Source organism: Chitinophaga sp. MM2321 (assembly GCF_964033635.1).
Taxonomy (GTDB): domain Bacteria; phylum Bacteroidota; class Bacteroidia; order Chitinophagales; family Chitinophagaceae; genus Chitinophaga.
On the sequence record NZ_OZ035533.1, the window covers coordinates 587,917 to 608,238 of the forward strand.

The following is a 20,322-nucleotide window of genomic DNA, read 5'->3' on the forward strand; positions in this document are numbered from 1 at the left end:
GATCGTATGACATATACGGAAGAAAAATTAGCAGCGTTACGTACCTTCTATAAAGATCAGCTGCTTGGAGATACACTTCCCTTTTGGTTTCCAGGGGCTATTGATGAAGAGTATGGCGGTTATCTGCTGATGAAAGACCACGACGGTACTTTACTGGACGACGATAAAGCTGTATGGATACAGGGCCGTGCCGCCTGGTTGTTAGCCACTTTGTATAATACAGTAGAACCGCGGCAGGAGTGGCTGGACGGGGCAAAGAGCGGTATTGATTTCCTGCTTAATCATTGCTTCGATACCGATGGTCGCATGTTTTTCCACGTTACGCGTGATGGAAAACCCATTCGTAAAAGAAGGTACTTTTTTTCAGAAACTTTTGCCGTTATTGCGTTGGCGGCATATGCCAAAGCAAGCGGCAGCAAAGAGATGGCTGATAAGGCGCGGGAACTGTTCGGAAAGTGCATTGAATACGCTACCATTCCGGGTATGCTCACGCCTAAATTTACAGATGTGCGCCCTGCAAAAGGTATCGGCGTACCCATGATTATGATCAATACCGCACAGCAATTGCGTGAAACCATCGGCGACCCACGTTGCGATGAATGGATCAGCAAATGGATCGTGGAGATTGAAAGAGATTTTGTGAAAGATGATATCCGTTGTGTGATGGAACAGGTAGCGCCGGATGGCAGTATCATCGATCATTTTGATGGACGTACGCTCAATCCTGGTCATGCTATTGAAGGGGCCTGGTTTGTCTTGCATGAAGCCCGCTACCGCAACAGTGATCCGAAGCTGATGGCATTGGGTTGCCGTATGCTCGATTACATGTGGGAACGGGGATGGGATAAGGAATACGGAGGAATTTTATATTTCAGGGATGTAGATGGAAAACCTGTACAGGAATACTGGCAGGATATGAAATTCTGGTGGCCGCATAATGAAGTGATCATTGCTACCTTGCTCGCGTATATCATGACCGGTGATGAAAAATATGCCACCTGGCACCAACAGGTGCATGATTATGCCTACACGCATTTTCATGATAAAATACATGGAGAATGGTTTGGTTACCTGCACCGGGATGGCCGCGCATCTGTGTCGATAAAAGGAAACATGTTTAAGGGGCCGTTTCACCTGCCCCGGCAGGAATGGTACTGCTGGCGGTTGCTGGCACAATCAACAACAAAAAAAACTGAATAATGAATAAAAGAAAACTACTGACGGGCTTATTTATTTTACTGGGGTTTTCCTTATCCGCGCAATATAAAACGGTGCCGGTGTTTACCTCCGGCACAGAAGGATACCAGAGTTTCCGCATTCCTGCTATGATCAGTTTACCGGACGGAGAACTACTGGCTTTTGCGGAAGGCCGTGTGCATAACAGCGGCGATTTCGGCGATATCAATATCGTCATGAAACGCAGTAAAGATCACGGCGCCACCTGGACGCCCTTAGCGGATGTAGTAGATAATGATGTTTTACAGGCGGGGAACCCTGCTCCTGTAGTGGATCTCACAGATCCGGCATTTCCCGGAGGAAGAATTTTCCTGTTTTACAATACCGGCAATAACCATGAAGGCGAGGTACGCAAAGGCAAAGGATTGCGCGAAGTATGGTATAAAACATCTGTGGATGGAGGACTTACCTGGTCGGAGGCAGTGAATATTACCACACAGGTACACCGCCCTAACCAGCCAGCGGTAAATGCTGCCTACAATTTTAAAGAAGACTGGCGCAGTTATGCCAACACACCGGGGCATGCATTACAGTTTAGTAAAGGTAAGTACCGTGGACGGCTATACGTAGCAGCCAATCATTCCCAGGGAAATCCTGTTCCACACTTCAAAGATTATTTTGTGCATGGTTATTATAGCGATGATCATGGTAAAACTTTTCATCTCTCTCAAACACTTCCTGTAGAAGGAGGTAATGAATGTATGGCGGTAGAATTATCTGATGGCCGCCTGATGCTGAATGCGCGTAATCAGCAGGGAAATGAGAAAGTGCGCATCGTGGCTACCAGCAAGGATGGCGGCGCTACATGGGATCAGTACGGATACGACAGACAATTGCCTGATCCTGTTTGCCAGGGTAGTTTTGTGAATATCGGCTGGAAAAAAAGAAAAGCCGTGCTGGCATTTTGCAATGCGGCAGATACGGTACAACGTAATAACCTTACGCTGCGGATCAGTACTGATGAAGGTAAAACATGGAAGCAATCGTTTTTGATTGCAAAAAGCCCCAATAACAAAGACTATGCTGCTTATTCGGATATTGTACCTGTTGGCAGGAGACAGATAGGAATTTTGTTTGAGAAAGATGGTTATAAAGAGATTGCATTTGCATTGGTAAACTGGAAGTAATGAGATACCTGTGTTTGTATATCGTATGTTTCCTGGCTGCACAGCAGGCCGGCGCGCAGTTGCGGCTGGATGATTTTTTTGGATCGGACATGGTATTGCAACGGGAGAAACCCCTGCATTTCCGCGGACATGGCATACCGGGAAAAACAGTGGTCGTCCGTTTTGCGGGAAAAGAGGGGACCACTACCGTGCGGCCGGATAGCTTATGGGAACTGGACTTGCCAGCTATGCCGGCTAATGCAAAGGGACAGTCATTAACGGTTAGTATGGATACTGCCCGGCTGCAACTACATAATATTTTAATCGGGGATCTGTGGGTTTGCGCCGGTCAATCCAATATGGAATTTCCGCTGCGGGATGATAAATATGCGGCTACTACGCTGCAACAAGCTACTATACCGGGATTGCGGCTGCTTAACAAAGTAAAACAAACATCTACCTACAACGTTGCCTACCAGGTAACGGATACGGCTGTACTCCGTCCGGCGCACTACTACCGTGGTGAGTGGGCGGTAGCCGATAGTGCTGCCGCACGCAATTTTTCGGCAGTGGGTTTTTATTTTGGAAAGGAGCTGGTGATCGCTACAGGGGTACCTATAGGATTGATCCATGTGGCGATAGGCGGCTCCCCGGCAGAAGCCTGGCTGCGCCCGGCGGCAGCTGCGGGCAATACGCAGGTACAACGCATGTTCACCGGCGACTGGTGGCAGAACCAGTCATTGGAGCCCTGGTGTATCCAGCGTGGTCACGAGAACCTGGATTCGTTGGTACAGCAGGGAGTGGCGGTACCGAAAGACAGTCTCGGTTACAACCACCCTTTTAAACCCGGCTTTCTTTATGAGGCGGCCATTGCGCCGCTGGTAAGTTTCCCGGTAAAAGGTATCATCTGGTACCAGGGCGAGAGTAATGCACTCAGCGACTGGCGTGTACAGCAGCATGAGGTTTTATTCCCTATACTGGTGGCCGATTGGCGCCATCAATGGCAACAGCCGGACCTGCCTTTTTATTATTGCCAGCTCTCTTCCATCGGTACCGAAAAGGGTTACCATTCAGAAAACTGGCCCGCCTTCCGGGACAGTCAACGCCGGTTAACAGACAGCATTCCTCATACAGGCATGGCCGTTACCAGTGATGTGGGCAACCGGGGAGATGTACACCCAAAAGATAAAAAAACAGTAGGAACACGTTTGGCACGTGTAGCATTGCATAATACGTATAGTAAAAGTGTAGCGGGTTCCGGGCCTATACCAGTGAAGGCGGTGTTGCGTAACGGCACCATCACCGTAACATTCCGGTCTGTTGGCAGGAAATTAATGACGCCTGCAGGCGCCACCTTGAAAGGTTTTTCACTCGATAATAACATCTCCCTAAAAGCAAAAATAAAAGGGCGGCAGGTTATTATAAAAACTAACGTAAACGCGCACACGCTTAAATATGGATGGGAACCTTATACGGATGCCAATCTTTATAATAGTGAAGGGCTACCTGCATCTACCTTTGCTATAGCAGTGGAATAATATTAGCCGTCTGTTCTTTTATTTACCTGCTCCCTGAATGATTTTGGTGTTTGCTGGCTTCTTGCCTTAAAGACCGTAGAAAAATAAGCGGGTGATGAAAATCCGCATGCATAGGCTATTTCAGCGACCGGTAAACTGGAATTTAATAACAGGTATCTTGCTTTTTTTACCCTTGCATCCAGTATATAATCGTTTACATTGCAGTCCAGCAGTTGCTTTACTTTCCGGTACAGTTGCACCCTGGAAATAGAAAGATGCTGGCAGATATCTTCTACACTGAGTTGGTCATTTCCCAGGTTTTCCGCTACAACAGCGGTGAAGTCATTGACGAATTTACGATCAGGTTTATTGGACCGGGAGGTATGCATCCTGGTTTCAGGCTCTGCTATGTAGTGGGTTTTTAGCAGCGCCCGGTTGTTGAGGGTGCTGGCAATGCTTTCTCCCAGGTATGCGAGGTTGAAAGGTTTGCTGATATAGGCGTCTGCATTATGTTGCATACCTTTTATTCTTTGTTCCTCGCTGTTGTTGGCGCTCAGCAGGATCACCGGAATATGCGATGTGCGGATATCTTTTTTTAGCGTCTCTAACACCTGTATACCGTTCATGCCGGGCAGCATAATATCGCAGAGGATCAGATCCGGTATGTGTTGAAAGGCAAGCTGCAAACCTTCGGCACCGTTGCCGGCATGAAATACTTCGTATTGCCCGCCCAGATGCCCCGCCAGGAAACTATTCAGATCCGGATGATCTTCTATAATTAGCAGGGAATACTTATGTTCTTTTGCGGGAGATGATGTTGGTGTAACAGGAATGATGTGCTTCGGTTCTTCCACATAACCTTGTATGGCGTGGTTGATGATATGCACGCTTTCCGCTTCCTGGCATATCTCTTCAGGCGTAAATGGATCACTGCTGCAAGGCAGGGTGATAGTAAAGGTGGTTCCTGTGTCCTTACTGCTTTGCACACGGATGGTGCCGTGGTGAAGCGCAATGATTTCCCGGGTGAGCGCCAGACCTATACCTGTACCTTTGTGTTCACTCCCCCTGTTCTGATAAAATAATTCAAAGGCATGTGCCAGCGTGGTTTTATCCATACCGGCGCCATCATCCTCTATGCGGATAGTCGTCTCCTGGCTGTTCTCCGGCTTTTCCAGGTATATGTGCACCTTGCCATAGTCGGTAGTAAACCTGAATGCATTGGATAACAGGTTGTATAACACCCGGTCAAACAGGTGCTGGTCAAACCAGGCTTTAATGCCCGGTTGCCGGCTGATGAGCCGGAAGTCGATATGTTTTTTAACAGCAACGCCTTTGAAGGCTTCCATAATATCGGTGATGAATGCAGGTAGTTCGTGCTCGGATACTTTCAGCGGCAGTTTACCACTTTCTATACGACGGAATTCCAGTAGCTGATTCACCAGCCGCATCAGGCGTACAACGTTCCTGTGCATCAGGTCCAGCTGTTGTTTTTGTATGGATGAAAATTGCCGGTCGTCCAGCAGGCTTTCCAGTGGCGCCTGTATGAGGGTTAAAGGTGTGCGGAATTCGTGGGAGAGGTTGGTGAAGAAGGCAAACTTTGCTTCTGTGGCTTCCTGTGCTTTGGCTGTCATTTCCACCAGCTGGTCGCGTTGTTGAAGTATCTCATCACGCTGTTGTTTCAACTGACGGTTGATGCGGCGGTTGGTACGCAATATAAAGAACAGCACAATACCCAGTAAAAAGGCGACACCGAGAATAGTGGCTACAATGCGTAACAGGTGTTGCTGATCCTGGTACAGGCGGCGTTGCTCCTGTAGCACTGACTGTTGCCCTTCTATTTCCTGGTGTTGTTCCTGTATTTTATCGATTTGCAGGCGCATCAGCTTTACATTGCTGCTGTCAATCAGTACCGTTTGTAAGCGGGTGTACCGGGGCGCTTTTTTACCTGCCAGTATATCGGCTGCCATATTGATGGCTTCCTTGCCGCCGCCCGGATATAGAAGGGAGGCGCTCAGTATTCCGCGGGATACGAGGTCTATGCCGCCATCAGAAGTAGGACTGGCATCTACGCCAATGAATTTGAGGTGAGATATTCCTTTTTCTTCGCAATAACGGAACAGGCTATACGCCATTACATCATTCTGTGCAAATACCACATCGGCTTGCCGGATAGTGGCTTCCTGCCGGATGGCGGCTTCTCTTGTTTTGCCGGGTACCCAGTTCCCTTCCAGGCTGGCAGTTATTTGTAGCCCGGGATATTGTACCAGCTCATCCCGGAAACCCTGGTGTCTTTCTATGGTAGGAGAAGAACCCGGTAATCCGGTCACTTCAATGATCCGGCCTTTACCTCCCAGTTGCCCGGCTATATATTTTGCTGCGAGTTTGCCTATGTTATAGTTATCGCCGCCTATATATGCCGTAAAGGAATCGGTGGCAGCTTTGCGGTCCAGAATAATCACCGGAATTCCCCGGCGGTATACTTCTGCGATAACAGGCGCGAGTGGTTGCGCCTCATTGGGTGATACGAGTAGTATGTCTATTTTTTCCGCCAGCAATTGTTGTATCTGGCTGATCTGTCGTTTGCTGTCGTCTTCCGCATCCTTATATAATAACTGCATTTCCGGATGATAGAAAAGCTGTCGCTTCATTTCCACCAGCATGTTCCTCCGCCAGTCATCATTACCGGTGCATTGTGAAAAACCAATACGGTATTTCGGCGCTTTTTCCTGCCGGCAACCTATACTGAATAATATAAGCAACAGGCAACAAACATACATATACCTGGTAAGTGTAGTGGACAACTTGGCTGGTTTTAACGTGGTTGTAATGTTCTTTTTTCAAAAGATAATGATACGGAATTAGAAATGATCTGTCAATGATGTTATTTGTATTATATGTAAATATTTTATTTTTAATCAGATATAATATTTTTCAGCAAGATACAATTTTGAAAGAAATAGCGCCTATACCGCAACGTATCCCTTTCGGGAAATGGTAGGTTTGAAGTGTAAACAATACTGCGTTATGAAACCGGGTATCGTTCTATTTCCGCTTACAGGGAAATACGGATACATCGTTCCATACTGCCGTGAAAAAATCAATGATTAAAGTATGAACAACAACGTCGTTTTCTTTTGGGCTTTCGTGGTAGCATTAGGCGGTTTTCTCTTCGGTTTTGATACGGCTGTTATTTCGGGCGCAGAGCAGGCTATTCAGCAACACTGGCATTTAACGGAAGTGCAACATGGTTTTACCGTATCCATCGCATTAATAGGAACGGTATTCGGGGCGTTGGGCGGAAGCATTCCTTCAGACAGGTTAGGTCGCAAAACAACCCTGATACTGGTGGCGCTGGTATTCCTGCTGTCTGCCGTAGCTACAGCGATGGCTACCAACTGGTATCTCTTCCTGATCTGCCGTTTTATTGGTGGTCTGGGTGTGGGTGCATCTTCTGTAGCTGCGCCTGTGTATATTTCCGAGGTATCTCCCGCGCAATACAGGGGACGCATGGTAGCATTTTTCCAGTTCAACGTGGTGTTTGGGATTTTGATTTCTTATCTCTCCAATTTTATGATAGGAACCGATGGTGAAAATTCATGGCGTCTGATGCTGGGCATACAGGCGGCGCCGGCGGCGTTGTTCCTGGTGTTGCTGCGCTGGGTACCGGAAAGTCCCCGCTGGTTGTTATTACACCGTAAGAAAGAAGCGCAGGCAATAGCCACGCTGCAAATCATCAACCCGGTCGGCTACCAGGATGATATTATCACTATCCGTCAATCGCAGCAACCGGCGCCGGGCGCCAACTCCGGGGAAAGGCTTTTTACCGCTAAATACCGCGTACCCATGATGCTGGCCGTATTATTTGCAGTATTCAACCAGGTATCCGGTATCAATGCGATTATATATTATGCGCCCCGTATTTTTGAGATGGCCGGACTGGGCGCCGGTTCTTCCCTGCTCTCTACGGTGGGGATTGGCGTGGTGAATTTCGTATTCACATTAACGGCTATACGCTTTATTGATAAGATTGGGCGCCGCCGTTTAATGTATATAGGCACCGCAGGATTGATTGTCACCCTGGGCCTGGTAGCCTTCTCTTTTTATACGCATGCCGGAGGTATCGCTGTTGTGTCGTATCTTTTATTATACATTGCCTTCTTTGCCTTTTCACAGGGAGCAGTAATATGGGTGTTCATTGCGGAAATCTTCCCCAACAAGGTGCGCGCCAAAGGACAAACACTGGGTAGCTTTACGCACTGGATCATGGCTGCCGTTATCGCATTTACATTTCCATACCTGGCCAGTCATATCGGCGGTGGGTATATCTTCCTTTTCTTTTGCGTGATGATGGTATTGCAACTGCTATTCGTATGGCGCCTGATGCCGGAAACAAAAGGACGAACATTGGAAGAGATAGAAATGACTATGATAGCACATTAAAAAGATCTATAAAAAACAGCTAACAGCTATGACAAAACATAACATCGTAAGCATGGGAGAAATCCTCTGGGATATATTGCCGGACCAGGAACTACCGGGTGGTGCGTCGCTGAATGTGGCCTATCACCTGCAAAAACTGTCGCAACATGTGGCAATGGTATCCAGGGTTGGAACAGACGATTACGGGCAACGCCTGTTGCAGCTCATGGAACAGCAGCAACTCTCCACCGCTTATATTCAGCAGGATAGTGAGCATGTTACGGGTAAAGTATTTGCCCACATGGATGAAAACAATGATATGCAGTATGATATCGTATATCCGGTAGCATGGGATCATATTTCCTGGAATGATTCACTGGAAAAGTTATTGCAGGGCGATGAGCTGCAATATGTACTGTATGGTAGTTTACAGGCGCGTCATGAAGTAACCCGCAGCACCCTCAGTAAGGTAATACAAACAAATGTACGCAAGGTACTGGACATCAACCTGCGCGCGCCTTACTACTCACAGGAACTCCTGGAATGGTTAATGAACAGCTGTGACCTGCTGAAGATGAACATTGCAGAACTGGTACTCATCAGTTCCTGGTACGGCAGTTATGACACCAATGAAGCGCGCATCCAGGCGTTGGCCGCCCGCTTCAATATTGATACCATCGTGGTAACGTTGGGTGGCGACGGATGCATGGGTTATATAAAAGAAGCATTTTACTATCAGTCGGGACTAAAGGTAAAGGTGGCAGATACCATTGGCAGCGGTGATGCTTTCCTGGCGGGATTTCTCACCTGTCAGCTTCGTGAATGCACACCGGAATACAGTCTTGCTTACGCGAATGCGCTGGGGGCGTTGGTAGCATCAAAATCCGGTGGCTGCCCCGCTTATGATCCGCAGGAAATAGCAGTATTAATGAAGACGGCTATCTCATCCTGATAAATAAATATTTTAGTATGAAGATGAAATTGTTTTTCATGTTACTGGCGGGACTACTGCCGGTATTGCTGCATGCGCAGGACAACCCCGTTCCTACGCCGCAATGGCGGCCGGTATACCACTTTACGCCACAAAAGAACTGGATGAATGACCCGAATGGATTGATTTACCTCAATGGGGTTTATCACTTGTATTATCAACATAATCCTTTTGAAAATAAATGGGGACATATGAGCTGGGGGCATGCTACCAGCAAGGATCTGATAAACTGGAAGCACCTGCCTGTAGCCATCCCGGAAATAGAAGGGAAAGATACCACCACCTGGATATTTTCAGGTTCGGCGGTGTGGGATAAACACAATACCAGCGGTTTTGGTAAGAATGGCAAAGGTCCTGTAGTAGCTATTTATACGGGAGATCAGCCCAAGCAGAAAAAGGAATCGCAGTTCATTGCCTACAGCAATGATGGCGGACTTACCTATACTAACTATGCCAATAATCCGGTCATAGACCTCAGGAAAGGAGATTTCCGCGATCCCAGTGTTATCTGGCTGGAAGACCAGCAGAAATGGTTGATGAGTGTAGCTCATCCTGGTATACAAAAGATCGAATTTTATAGTTCTGCCAACTTGAAGGACTGGGAATTATTAAGTGAATTTGATCGCCAGGGAGATACCAGGAGGATGTGGGAATGCCCGTCCCTTACACCCTTTTTTGTAGACGGTGATCCTGCAAAGAAAAAATGGTTGTTGATGATTTCCTCCAGCAGCCCTGGTGATGGCGTAGGCATGCAATACTTTACCGGAGATTTTGATGGCCGCACATTTACAAATGATAACCACGCGGCCACTAAATTATTTGTGGACTATGGCAGAACATTCTTTGCCGCTATTCCCTTCAATCATTTGCCAGGCGATGCGAAAACCATGCTGGGCTGGCTCGTTCCTTTTGAAACGCCTACTCACCCATGGCGTGGACAAATGTCCATTGCACGTGATCTGGCACTGAAAACTACACCGGAAGGTATCCGCTTATACCAACAGCCGGCAGCAGTATTGAATGCTTACCTGAAAAAACTGTCCGCCGCAAAAACGATGTTGAAACGGAACATCACGATCAACAACAATGAACTGGCATTGAGCAGTGCTAAAAGTTTTAATACCAATACCAACTGGATAGACGCCACTTTTACAACCGGTACAGCGCAGGACTTCGGCTTCAAAATCGCGCAACAAAAAGACGGTAACAAGGTAGTGGCTGAAACGGTGGTAGGATATAATATGGCGCGCCAGGAACTCTATATCACGCAGGTAAAAGATGGTAAGGTGGTAGCAACGCTGGAAAAGATGGCGGTTAAACCGGTGAATAATAAAATAAGATTGCAGGTATTATTTGATAAATCTTCCCTGGAAATATTTGTGAACGACGGAGAGAAAGTACTCACTACCCTGTTATTTCCTGAAAAGAATGCTACCGGCTTCGCCGCTTTTGCAGCAGAAGGGGATGTGCAGCTGGATACGCTGAAAGTATGGAACCTGGATAAGATATTGTAGCAGATGATATGAAATAATTTAAACCAATAAAAGGCCGCATTTGCGGTCTTTTATTGGTTTAAAAAGAGGACAGCCCTAATGTCCTTTTACCACATAACCAAACAGGCCATGAGTTTCTTCACTGGGGCCCGCGGTGAAGAATAATTGATTCGGGTCTGCCATGGGTACATTATTTTCGAGTGCCCATAAGCCATAAATGGCCAGGGGAGTGCCGCCATTCATCAGTTGTCCGAGGAATTTTCCATCCTGGTCAAATACGCTGATGTGGCCATCTCCAAAGTTGCCGATAAGAATGGTGTTATCCACCTTCCAGAAGCCCGGTGTGGCTGGTACAATTCCCCAGGGCGAGTTAAGTGCTCCCTGTGATGTAAACCGCTTTACCAGTGAGCCATCGGGTTTGAAAATATCTACATATCCATTTCCTGCGCCAGCCTCATCATCATGTTTATCCGGTTTTTGTTTGGCATAAGTAACATACAGGTTGCCGCTGATATTCCGGATGTTAAAAGGTGCAAAGCCTGCAGGCATAGCCGGGTCCATAAATGGTTTGCCGGTCACGTAATGAAATGCTTTATCAAACACGTCTATTTTCCCTTCAAAAAAATTGGTGGCATACAAAAAGTTGTCTGCGCCATCCGTAGCCAGGGCAAGTCCTTTGTAAATGGCGCTGGCGGTAGATCTGTCTGCCATAATGGTAGCGGCATTACCGGCTCCCCAGGCAGCGATGGTGCCGTCTTCTGTGGCAAAAATAAACCTGCTGGGCTGGTCGCCAATGGTGAAGTCTGTTGTACTGTTAAATACAATGCCGGTGGGGGCGCCGATGCCGGAGCCACCAGGGGCCGGGATGCTGACGGCTGGCCGTAATGTGACCCCGTTTTTATCATATATGGTACTAAGACCGGTATGATTGGCCGTTAGCCAGAAGGGACCGGAAGGGGCAACGGCAATACCCCATGCATTTACGAGGCTGGAATCAATGATGGTGGCGCCAAGACCGGCCACGTCTGCCACAAGATTGGTTTGCAGGTAATTCGTTGGCGGCGGATTGTTGTCTGTTTTATGACAACCTGTATTTAGTATAAGCAGGATTAATAATATAAAAGCACCGCTGAGAATAGCAATGCCGCTACGTCCTTTGGTTTGTTTGCTGTAGCCCGGGCCGGGGTGTATGCTGATCACCGGTTGTTGCTCAAATAGTGGTGTCATTTTTTTTAAATTTTAACTGTGTGTAAATAAATGCTTACCAGGAAAGCCGTGTATTGCCATCATCAGTGCCGTTACAAATTATTTTTTGGGAGGCAGGCAGGGGAGTAAACAGGGCGGAGAGGTGTACCCATAACAGCTTACGGGGATACAGGCAAAAGAGTTGCCAGGAAAAATCCTTAATGACAGATTGACGCAGGAATGGAGGTACTGGCAGCCTATAATATGGTACCTTTGCCGTTATCAAAATGCGGATTTATATGAAACTGAATGTATTAACGAATGCGATAGACAGGTTGCGGGTTACCGCCTTTCTGGAAGGGATGTCTTTATTGATCCTGCTGGGTATTGCCATGCCCTTAAAATACATGGCTGATATGCCACAACCGGTCAGGGTGATAGGTATGGCCCATGGTATCCTGTTTTTATTATATGTGGTGCTGGTGATCAATGTAAAATTTGCACATAAATGGGCTATCGGAAAAACATTGGTGGCGCTGTGTGCATCCGTCATCCCTTTTGGAACATTTTATGTGGACGCAAAATGGCTGCGGGAAAATAAATGATAATCTGACACCAACAGTTACTATATTAGACATAAATTAAACGGGCGGGATAGCCATGATCCCGCATCCGTGAATAAGGTATAATATATTCCACGCATGGCTGGTTCATGTGACATTTGAGCAATCAAAAATAAACCGTGAGTTGTAGCGATGAAAAAATCACTGATCCTTATATCATTGGTAGCTATTGTTGGTGCTGCATTATTACTGATCAGGTTTACCGGCCGCTCCGTTAGTGCGGGGGCCGATGATCCGGACATGATTAGTTATAACTTTCAGATAAGACCTGTTTTTTCTGATAAATGTTTTGCCTGTCATGGACCCGATGCCAATAAACGGCAAGCGGGATTGAGGCTTGATATCGCAGCCGAAGCCTATAAAGCATTGAAAGAAAAACCGGATGCGCATGCCTTGGTACCCGGAAAGCCACATTTGTCGGAACTTTTTCTGCGCGTAAGCTCTACTGATACAGCCTATCAGATGCCACCACCATCGAGTCATTTGCCGGGCTTAACAGCCGCAGAAATAGCCATGGTGAAAAAATGGATTGAACAGGGCGCGAAATATGAAAAACACTGGGCCCTGGTAGTACCTGCCAAAGCGCCCATTCCAACAGTAGCAAACAGCAAGTGGCCAAAGAATGAAATAGATTTTTTTGTGCTGCAAAAGATGGAGCAGAAAAATCTTTCGCCCAATGAAGAAGCGGATAAAGAAAGACTACTGAAACGCGTTGCTTTAGACCTCACCGGATTGTTGCCTTCGGCAGCAGAAACAGACCGTTTTGTAAAAGATAATGCACCGGACGCCTATGAAAAGATGGTGGATGAATTCCTGAAAAAGCCCAGCTATGGCGAGCGTATGGCCATGCCCTGGCTGGACGTAGCCCGTTATGCTGATTCACACGGCTACCAGGATGACAACTACCGCTCTCAATGGCCCTGGCGCGACTGGGTGATCCATGCATTTAATGAAAACATGCCCTACGACCAATTCGCCACCTGGCAACTGGCGGGCGATCTTTTACCGGATGCCACGAAAGAACAGATACTGGCAACAGGTTTTAACCGCAACCACAAGATCACGGAAGAAGGTGGAGTGATTGATGAAGAATACCGTGTAAGCTATGTGCTGGACAGGGCCAATACTTTTGGCAAAGCATTCCTGGCCTACACCGTAGAATGTGCACAATGCCATGATCATAAATACGATCCATTTACACAGAAGAATTATTTTGAACTCTATGCTTTCTTTAATAATGTTAAAGAAGTAGGACTGGAATCAACTGTAGGGGGGGCGGAAACGTATGCCAAGAACCCCCGTATGGAAATAACCCAGGAAGATAAAGCAGGCATTTTGCGGTTTCTCCACCAAACAGACACCAACAAACTGGAAGTGTCTGTGATGAAAGAGAGGGATACCACCCGTAAATCATTTATACTTAGCAGGGGTAATTATGATGCACCTACTACGGAAGTGTATCCCGCCACACCGGCGTCTATCCTCCCGTTTCCTGACAACTACCCCAAAAATCGCCTCGGATTGGCGAAGTGGTTAGTTGATCCGAAAAATCCCTTAACAGCCAGAACTTTTGTAAACAGGGTATGGCAGGAATATTTTGGACGGGGTATTGTGAAGTCATCCGCCGATTTTGGTATGCAGGGCGATCTCCCTTCACATCCGAAATTGCTGGATTGGCTGGCGGTAGATTTTATGGAACATGGCTGGGATATTAAAAGACTGGTGAAGCAAATAGTGATGTCGGCTACTTACCGCCAATCGGCAACCATTAGTCCGGAGAAACTGAAAGCTGATCCCGACAACATTTACCTCTCTCATGCACCGCGCATCCGGATGAGTGCAGAGATGATCCGGGATATGGTGCTGGCCAGTAGCGGCTTGTTAAACCGGACTATCGGCGGACCCAGTGTAAAACCCTACCAGCCACCCGGATTGTGGGAAATGGCTACTTCCGGCAGGGGAATTTTAGCCAGCTACAAACAGGATCACGACAGCTTGTTATACAGAAGGGGTATGTACACTTTTATTAAACGTACCGTACCACCACCCAGCATGATGATATTTGATGCCAGCAACCGCGATCAGTGCGAAGTGATCAGGCTGCGGACCAATACGCCTTTACAGGCATTGATCATGATGAATGATCCCACCGTACTGGAAGCATCACGGATATTGGCGGATGAAATACTGAAAGATAAAAAAGCGCCCGGAGCAGCTATTAGCAATGGCTTTGCGAAGATCATCTGCCGCCATCCGGAGCAAAAGGAAACTGACATCCTGGTCAGTTACTGGAAAGAACAACAGGCTTATTTCAAAGCAAATCCAAAAGAAGCGGCTAAACTGATTAAAATAGGAGAATATAAGCCGGACGATCCAGCCGCCGCTATTGATTTGGCGGCCATGATGCAGGTAATGCAAATCATTTATAACATGGAAGAAGCCATCACAAAAACATAGTTATGGAAAAGGTATTATTCGAGGGTAGTCTGAACATCAACCGGCGCCGGTTTTTATCAAACCTGAGCATTGGTTTAGGCAGCGCCGCACTCGGTTCTTTATTGATCCCTGGTTTATTTGATGGCTCCTCACCCGAAGATGCTTCTTTTATGCCAGGTATCCCGCATTTTGCGCCCAAGGCCAAACGTGTGATCTACCTGTTTCAAAACGGTGCACCTTCCCAGCTGGAATCATTTGATTATAAGCCTAAGCTGAATGCTATGATGGGGCAGGAATTGCCTGAATCTATCCGGTCCGGGCAACGGCTGACCGGTATGACTTCCGGTCAGAAATCCTTCCCGCTGGTTGGTTCCTATTATAAATTCAATCAACACGGACAATCCGGTGCATGGGTAAGTGAATTATTTCCATATATGGCCAAGATTGTGGATGATCTCTGCATCGTGAAATCTATGAATACCGATGCGATCAATCATGATCCCGCCTTAACTTTTTTTCAAACAGGTTCACAGCAGGGAAACCGTGCCAGCATGGGTTCCTGGGTGAGTTACGGGTTAGGCACAGAGAATAAAAACCTGCCTGCTTTCTGTGTATTGCTGTCAAGAGGTAAAGGAAACGGACAAGGCGTTTATTCCAAATTATGGTCGAACGGATTTTTAGATTCCATTCACCAGGGTGTTCAGTTCAGCAGTGGTGAAAATCCCATTCTTTATTTGCAGGACCCTGAAGGTATGGACCGGGCAACGAGAAGAAAAATGCTGGACCAGGTAGCTGCGCTGAATGAGATCAATTACAAAGATTTTGGCGATCCTGAAATCGCTGCCAAGATACAACAGTATGAAATGGCATACCGCATGCAAACGGCCGTTCCCGACATCATGGATGTATCCAAGGAACCGGATGATATTGTAAAATTATATGGGGCTGATTGTTTGCAGCCAGGTACATATGCAGCCAACTGTTTGCTGGCACGCAAGCTCTCCGAAAATGGTGTCCGTTTCATTCAGCTTTATCACCAGGGATGGGATCAGCATGGCAACCTTCCCAATGAAATGAAGGGACAGGCCAAAGATGTAGACCAGGCTTCTGCGGCGCTGATCACAGATCTGAAACAAAGAGGTTTACTGGATGAAACACTCGTCATATGGGGCGGTGAATTTGGCCGCACCAACTATTGCCAGGGGCGTATTATAGTAGATAATTATGGCAGGGATCATCATCCCCGTTGTTTCTCTATATGGATGGCTGGTGGTGGTATTAAACCCGGAACGGTGTATGGTGAAACAGATGAATTTGGTTACAACATTACCCGTGATCCGGTACATGTACATGATTTTCATGCCACCGTTTTACACCTGCTGGGGCTTGATCACGAGCGCCTTACTTTCCGTCATCAGGGCCGCCGCTACCGCTTAACAGATGTAGGAGGAAATGTGATCAGAGGAATTATGTCGTGATAAAAAATTTTATCCCTGAAATTGTAAATGAAACAGCGATAGGCATGCGAATATTAAAAAGGTCCGGCCATATTATTCTATATGCGGGAATGAGTTTCCTGTTATTTCTGATGATCTTCCAGCAATTCTTACATATCCCTGCCTGGTTGCAGGTGGCTGGAAGGATGCATCCCATGTTCCTGCATTTCCCCATTGTTTTATTATTGTTTTCTTTTCTCACGCTATGGATGCCTGCTAAAAAGGAAGAAGACGGATGGCCGGAGATCGTACGGTTTTTAGCTGCTTTGTCTGCCGTTGTAGCTGCCATTATGGGGATGCTGTTGTCATTGGAAGACGACAGGAGCGGACAGGTGTTGCAGTGGCACAAATGGAGTGGCGCTGCTATTACGTTGATGGGCTTTTTATTCTATCGTTATCATGCTTTCTTCTCTAATAAAAATAAATACGGGAAGATATTTGCAATGGTGGCTGTTTGTGGCATTATGCTCACTGGCCATTTCGGTGCTGAATTAACCCATGGCGAGAATTATTTGTTCGGACCTGTTACAAAGGAGATAAAAAGAAAAATTGCACCTGATGAAGCACTTGTTTTCCGCGATGTTATTCAACCCATCCTGGAAAGGAAATGTGTGACCTGTCATAGTCATGCAAGCAGGAAAGGTGGTTTGATGATGAGTGATACTGCCGGTTTGTTGGCAGGTGGTAAAACGGGACCTTTATTTGTTGCAGGAAATGCAGACCTGAGTTTACTGTTGCAGCGGATCCACCTGCCGGAATCTGATAAGAAGCACATGCCTCCCCGGTCCAGACCACAGTTGACCTACGATGAAGTAGTACTTTTGCGTACCTGGGTTAACACCGGTGTGCTATTAAATAAAAAATTATCCACTTTACCTGCTCAGGATACTTTCCGCGTATTGGCGACGAGGTTTTTAGGTCCTGTTGATCTTAAAGATGAGCAGCCGCAATATGATTTTGCTGCCGCAGATGAAAAGAAAATAAACGCACTGAACAGCAATTACCGGGTTATTAAACCGCAGGGAACCGGCTCTCCTGCATTGGCGGTATCTTTCTTTGGAAAATATGCCTATACCAAAAAAGCATTGGAAGAATTATTGCCCCTCAAACAACAGATCACGGAACTGAGTCTCGCCCGCATGCCTGCAAAAGATGATGACCTGGGTATCGTAAAACAAATGCCACATCTCAGGAAGTTAAATTTGAACTACACAGAAATCAGTTCCAAAGGACTGGAAGAATTGACCGGCCTGAAAAATTTAACGGAGATCACGTTGGCGGGTACAGGTATTGAGGTGAAGGACCTGGAAAAAATAATGGGGTTACCAAAACTGACTTCCGTTTTTATCTGGGATACAAAAGTAGACACCACACAACTGGCAGCTATCCGCAAGAAATACAAGAAAGTAAAGATTGAAACGGGTTTTGCGGACGACGGAAGTGTAATAACCGCATTAAGCCCGCCGGTAATAAGCCTGCCCACCCGTGTTTTTGATAATACGGTGGAAATAACCGTAAAACACCCTTTTCATGGCGCTATCATTCGCTATAGCTTAGATGGTACTTCCCCGGATAGTGCGAATGGTGAAATATATAAAACACCCATTTTGTTAAATAGCAGTGTTACATTTACAGCACGGGCATTTAAAAAAGGATGGCTGGGTAGCAGTGATGCCACCGCTATATATCTTAAAAGAGGCGTAAAGCCCGATTCTATTGAGCTGATCACACTACCGGACCCCAAATACAAAGCAAATGCAATGCTGCTGGTGGACGAGGATCTGGGCGGTATGGATTTTGGTAATGGTCAATGGATGGGGTACCAGAAAAATGATGCAGCCTGTTACCTTTATTTTAATCATGCCACCAACGTACAACAGGTTTTACTGAACACACTGAAACGATTGGATCAGCATATTTTTCCGCCGGCAAAAATTGAAGTGTGGGGTGGAATAGAGAAAAATAAGCTGAAATTATTGGGAAAGATAACGCCGGGGATACCTGCCGCAAAAGAAAAGAATACCCTGAACCAGGAAAAGATTTCCTTCCCGATTGCAAGCGTAAAGGTGTTGAAAATAATTGCTACCCCGCTAAAAGCCTTGCCACAATGGCATGCAGACAAAGGTAAACCCGGTTGGACATTTTTAAGTGAGATCGTAGTAGAATGAAAGTATGACGGAACATCGTGCTTTAATCATTTACAGGAATGCTATTTTTTTAAAGTATTAAATTTTCTGTTGTGAAACATTTCTTGCTCGCCGCTGTTGTTATTTGTCTTGCCGGATCGGGGATGCATTGTTCATCTTCCGCATCAGAACCTTCATCTGCCGAAACAGCTCCTGTTATCGGCAGGCCCCTGTTTAAAGATTTCATGGGCATTAACGGGCATTTTACTTTCCGGCCACGGTTATACGCACAAACCTGCCGGCTTGCCCGCAGCTACCATAATATTGACTGGGACGTGAAGGCGCCCGGTGATCCGCTCACCATTCCGATAGCAGCCAACCAGGTAAACTGGAAACGGGATGTTTATGGTTCCTGGAAAAAAGAAGGTTTTGAAACGGATATCTGTATCCAGTTTAGTTCTTTCGGCGCCGGCCGCCCCAACTACAAACAATTCTGGGCGGGCCACGAGCAATGGTGCTATGATTATGGTAAAGCCATGGCGGCTTATTACGGACCATCGGGTGAGGAACGGTTATGTACCTCTTTTGAGATTGGCAATGAACCGGGCAACAGGTTTGATCTTGCGCTGTTTAAAACCCTTTTTAAAAAAATGGCCCAGGGTATCCGCGCTGGTGACCCACGTGCAAAGATCCTCACACCTGCTGTGAATGCCCGCAAGGCCGACGGCTACTCTCAGGACCTGAATGATATCTACAACGATAAGGATATCCTGCCGCTGTATGATGTGATTAATGTACATACTTACGCCACACTGGATAAATCATTGACTTCTGAAAATACCTGGAACCGGAGCTTCCCTGAAGATGCCTCGCTCAACTATCTGAAAGTAATTGATGAGGCTATTGAGTGGCGCAACCGGAATGCAAAGGATAAAGAGGTATGGGTAACAGAATTTGGCTATGATGCCTGTACGCCCGAAGCCATGAAGCACCGGAAGGACTGGATGCTGAAACTCAACTGGCAGGGCGCCAGCGATTCTATGCAGGCGCAATACCTGGTGCGCTCTTTCCTCGTTTTTGCTGCGCGTGATGTACAACGCGCTTATCTCTACTATTATAATGATGAAGATGAAGCCGCCTTTCATGCAGCTTCCGGGTTAACGCGCAATTTCAAACCCAAAATGTCTTTCTGGGCGGTGAAACAACTGTACCAGACATTGGGGGATTACCGCTTTAAGCGCATCGTAAAAAGGGATAAAGGAGAACTGTATGTGTATGAATTTGAGCATGGCAGCGATCCAAAAAAGCTGGTGTGGGTGGCCTGGTCGCCAACAGGTGCAAAAACACAGGAACAGGAGGGTTACCAGCCCCATCAAATATCCGCCACACTGGATAGCTTACCGGGCATTCCGGTAAGTGTTAACGCAATGGCTACCGCTGCCGGCGATATACCCCAACAACAGTGGAAGAAAGCAGGTGTTTCGGGTATTACCCTCACTATTGGAGAAAGTCCTGTATATATCGTTATCAACAAATAGATCCTTCTTAATAATCAAATCATTAAAATATATAAATGCAAAATATTTGTGATGATTGTTAATATATTAATGGCTGGAATGGATTAAATTTCTTCCGGATTATAAATGGATTGCGTATATTTAATTGTTAGTAAATATCCCAAAAATCAGACTTTT

13 protein-coding genes are annotated in these 20,322 nt (G+C 46.6%); 11 read left to right on the forward strand and 2 right to left on the reverse strand.

The annotated features are described in order from the left end of the window. Positions 1-6 precede the first annotated feature (6 nt). From ABQ275_RS02235 to ABQ275_RS02245, 3 genes are read left to right on the forward strand one after another with little or no spacing between them, the layout of a single operon-like run. The gene (locus ABQ275_RS02235; RefSeq protein WP_349316640.1) at positions 7-1,200 is read left to right on the forward strand and encodes an AGE family epimerase/isomerase; all 1,194 of its coding nucleotides are present in this window, start codon (positions 7-9) and stop codon (positions 1,198-1,200) included. Beyond that, positions 1,200-2,363 carry a sialidase family protein gene (locus tag ABQ275_RS02240; RefSeq protein ID WP_349316641.1) on the forward strand — a complete coding sequence of 388 codons (1,164 nt, stop codon included), beginning with the start codon at positions 1,200-1,202 and terminating at the stop codon, positions 2,361-2,363. Before ABQ275_RS02235 ends, ABQ275_RS02240 begins: the two co-directional genes overlap by 1 nt. Then, positions 2,363-3,880, forward strand: coding sequence for a sialate O-acetylesterase (locus ABQ275_RS02245; protein ID WP_349316642.1), 1,518 nt, complete (start codon positions 2,363-2,365; stop codon positions 3,878-3,880). Before ABQ275_RS02240 ends, ABQ275_RS02245 begins: the two co-directional genes overlap by 1 nt. Positions 3,881-3,882: 2 nt before the next feature. Here the strand turns inward: ABQ275_RS02245 and ABQ275_RS02250 are convergent, their stop codons facing one another. Then, positions 3,883-6,660, reverse strand: a complete 2,778-nt coding sequence (locus tag ABQ275_RS02250; RefSeq protein WP_349316643.1) for a substrate-binding domain-containing protein — start codon at positions 6,658-6,660, stop codon at positions 3,883-3,885. A gap of 310 nt (positions 6,661-6,970) precedes the next feature. Here ABQ275_RS02250 and ABQ275_RS02255 point away from each other — a divergent pair, with 310 nt between their 5' ends. From ABQ275_RS02255 to ABQ275_RS02265, 3 genes are read left to right on the forward strand one after another with little or no spacing between them, the layout of a single operon-like run. Further along, complete coding sequence (locus ABQ275_RS02255; RefSeq protein ID WP_349316644.1) at positions 6,971-8,299, forward strand: sugar porter family MFS transporter; 1,329 nt, start codon at positions 6,971-6,973, stop codon at positions 8,297-8,299. Positions 8,300-8,327: 28 nt separating this feature from the next. Continuing rightward, entirely contained in the window at positions 8,328-9,230 is a 903-nt protein-coding gene (locus tag ABQ275_RS02260; RefSeq protein ID WP_349316645.1) for a carbohydrate kinase, read from the forward strand. Between the two features lie 17 nt (positions 9,231-9,247). Beyond that, a complete protein-coding gene (locus tag ABQ275_RS02265) occupies positions 9,248-10,783 on the forward strand; it encodes a glycoside hydrolase family 32 protein (protein ID WP_349316646.1) in 1,536 nt (511 codons plus the stop codon). 75 nt (positions 10,784-10,858) lie between these two features. Here the strand turns inward: ABQ275_RS02265 and ABQ275_RS02270 are convergent, their stop codons facing one another. Continuing rightward, positions 10,859-11,989 (reverse strand): TIGR03118 family protein, encoded by a 1,131-nt coding sequence (locus tag ABQ275_RS02270; RefSeq protein ID WP_349316647.1) that lies wholly within the window; start codon positions 11,987-11,989, stop codon positions 10,859-10,861. Positions 11,990-12,246: 257 nt separating this feature from the next. Here ABQ275_RS02270 and ABQ275_RS02275 point away from each other — a divergent pair, with 257 nt between their 5' ends. The 5 genes from ABQ275_RS02275 (at position 12,247) to ABQ275_RS02295 (ending at position 20,166) form a co-directional block, all read left to right on the forward strand. Next, positions 12,247-12,552 (forward strand): DUF3817 domain-containing protein, encoded by a 306-nt coding sequence (locus ABQ275_RS02275; RefSeq protein WP_349316648.1) that lies wholly within the window; start codon positions 12,247-12,249, stop codon positions 12,550-12,552. 150 nt (positions 12,553-12,702) lie between these two features. Continuing rightward, entirely contained in the window at positions 12,703-15,027 is a 2,325-nt protein-coding gene (locus ABQ275_RS02280; protein WP_349316649.1) for a PSD1 and planctomycete cytochrome C domain-containing protein, read from the forward strand. Between the two features lie 2 nt (positions 15,028-15,029). Then, entirely contained in the window at positions 15,030-16,484 is a 1,455-nt protein-coding gene (locus ABQ275_RS02285) for a DUF1501 domain-containing protein (RefSeq protein ID WP_349316650.1), read from the forward strand. 44 nt (positions 16,485-16,528) lie between these two features. Continuing rightward, positions 16,529-18,670 carry a c-type cytochrome domain-containing protein gene (locus ABQ275_RS02290; RefSeq protein WP_349316651.1) on the forward strand — a complete coding sequence of 714 codons (2,142 nt, stop codon included), beginning with the start codon at positions 16,529-16,531 and terminating at the stop codon, positions 18,668-18,670. Between the two features lie 71 nt (positions 18,671-18,741). After that, complete coding sequence (locus ABQ275_RS02295; RefSeq protein ID WP_349316652.1) at positions 18,742-20,166, forward strand: cellulase family glycosylhydrolase; 1,425 nt, start codon at positions 18,742-18,744, stop codon at positions 20,164-20,166. Positions 20,167-20,322: the final 156 nt, after the last annotated feature.

Coding starts and splice junctions, on each gene's coding strand:
- ABQ275_RS02275 (WP_349316648.1), top strand. CDS start 12,247: ATGAAACTGAATGTATTAACGAATGCGATAGACAGGTTGCGGGTTACC.
- ABQ275_RS02260 (WP_349316645.1), top strand. CDS start 8,328: ATGACAAAACATAACATCGTAAGCATGGGAGAAATCCTCTGGGATATA.
- ABQ275_RS02290 (WP_349316651.1), top strand. CDS start 16,529: ATGCGAATATTAAAAAGGTCCGGCCATATTATTCTATATGCGGGAATG.
- ABQ275_RS02265 (WP_349316646.1), top strand. CDS start 9,248: ATGAAGATGAAATTGTTTTTCATGTTACTGGCGGGACTACTGCCGGTA.
- ABQ275_RS02270 (WP_349316647.1), bottom strand. CDS start 11,989: ATGACACCACTATTTGAGCAACAACCGGTGATCAGCATACACCCCGGC.
- ABQ275_RS02285 (WP_349316650.1), top strand. CDS start 15,030: ATGGAAAAGGTATTATTCGAGGGTAGTCTGAACATCAACCGGCGCCGG.
- ABQ275_RS02235 (WP_349316640.1), top strand. CDS start 7: ATGACATATACGGAAGAAAAATTAGCAGCGTTACGTACCTTCTATAAA.
- ABQ275_RS02245 (WP_349316642.1), top strand. CDS start 2,363: ATGAGATACCTGTGTTTGTATATCGTATGTTTCCTGGCTGCACAGCAG.
- ABQ275_RS02255 (WP_349316644.1), top strand. CDS start 6,971: ATGAACAACAACGTCGTTTTCTTTTGGGCTTTCGTGGTAGCATTAGGC.
- ABQ275_RS02280 (WP_349316649.1), top strand. CDS start 12,703: ATGAAAAAATCACTGATCCTTATATCATTGGTAGCTATTGTTGGTGCT.
- ABQ275_RS02240 (WP_349316641.1), top strand. CDS start 1,200: ATGAATAAAAGAAAACTACTGACGGGCTTATTTATTTTACTGGGGTTT.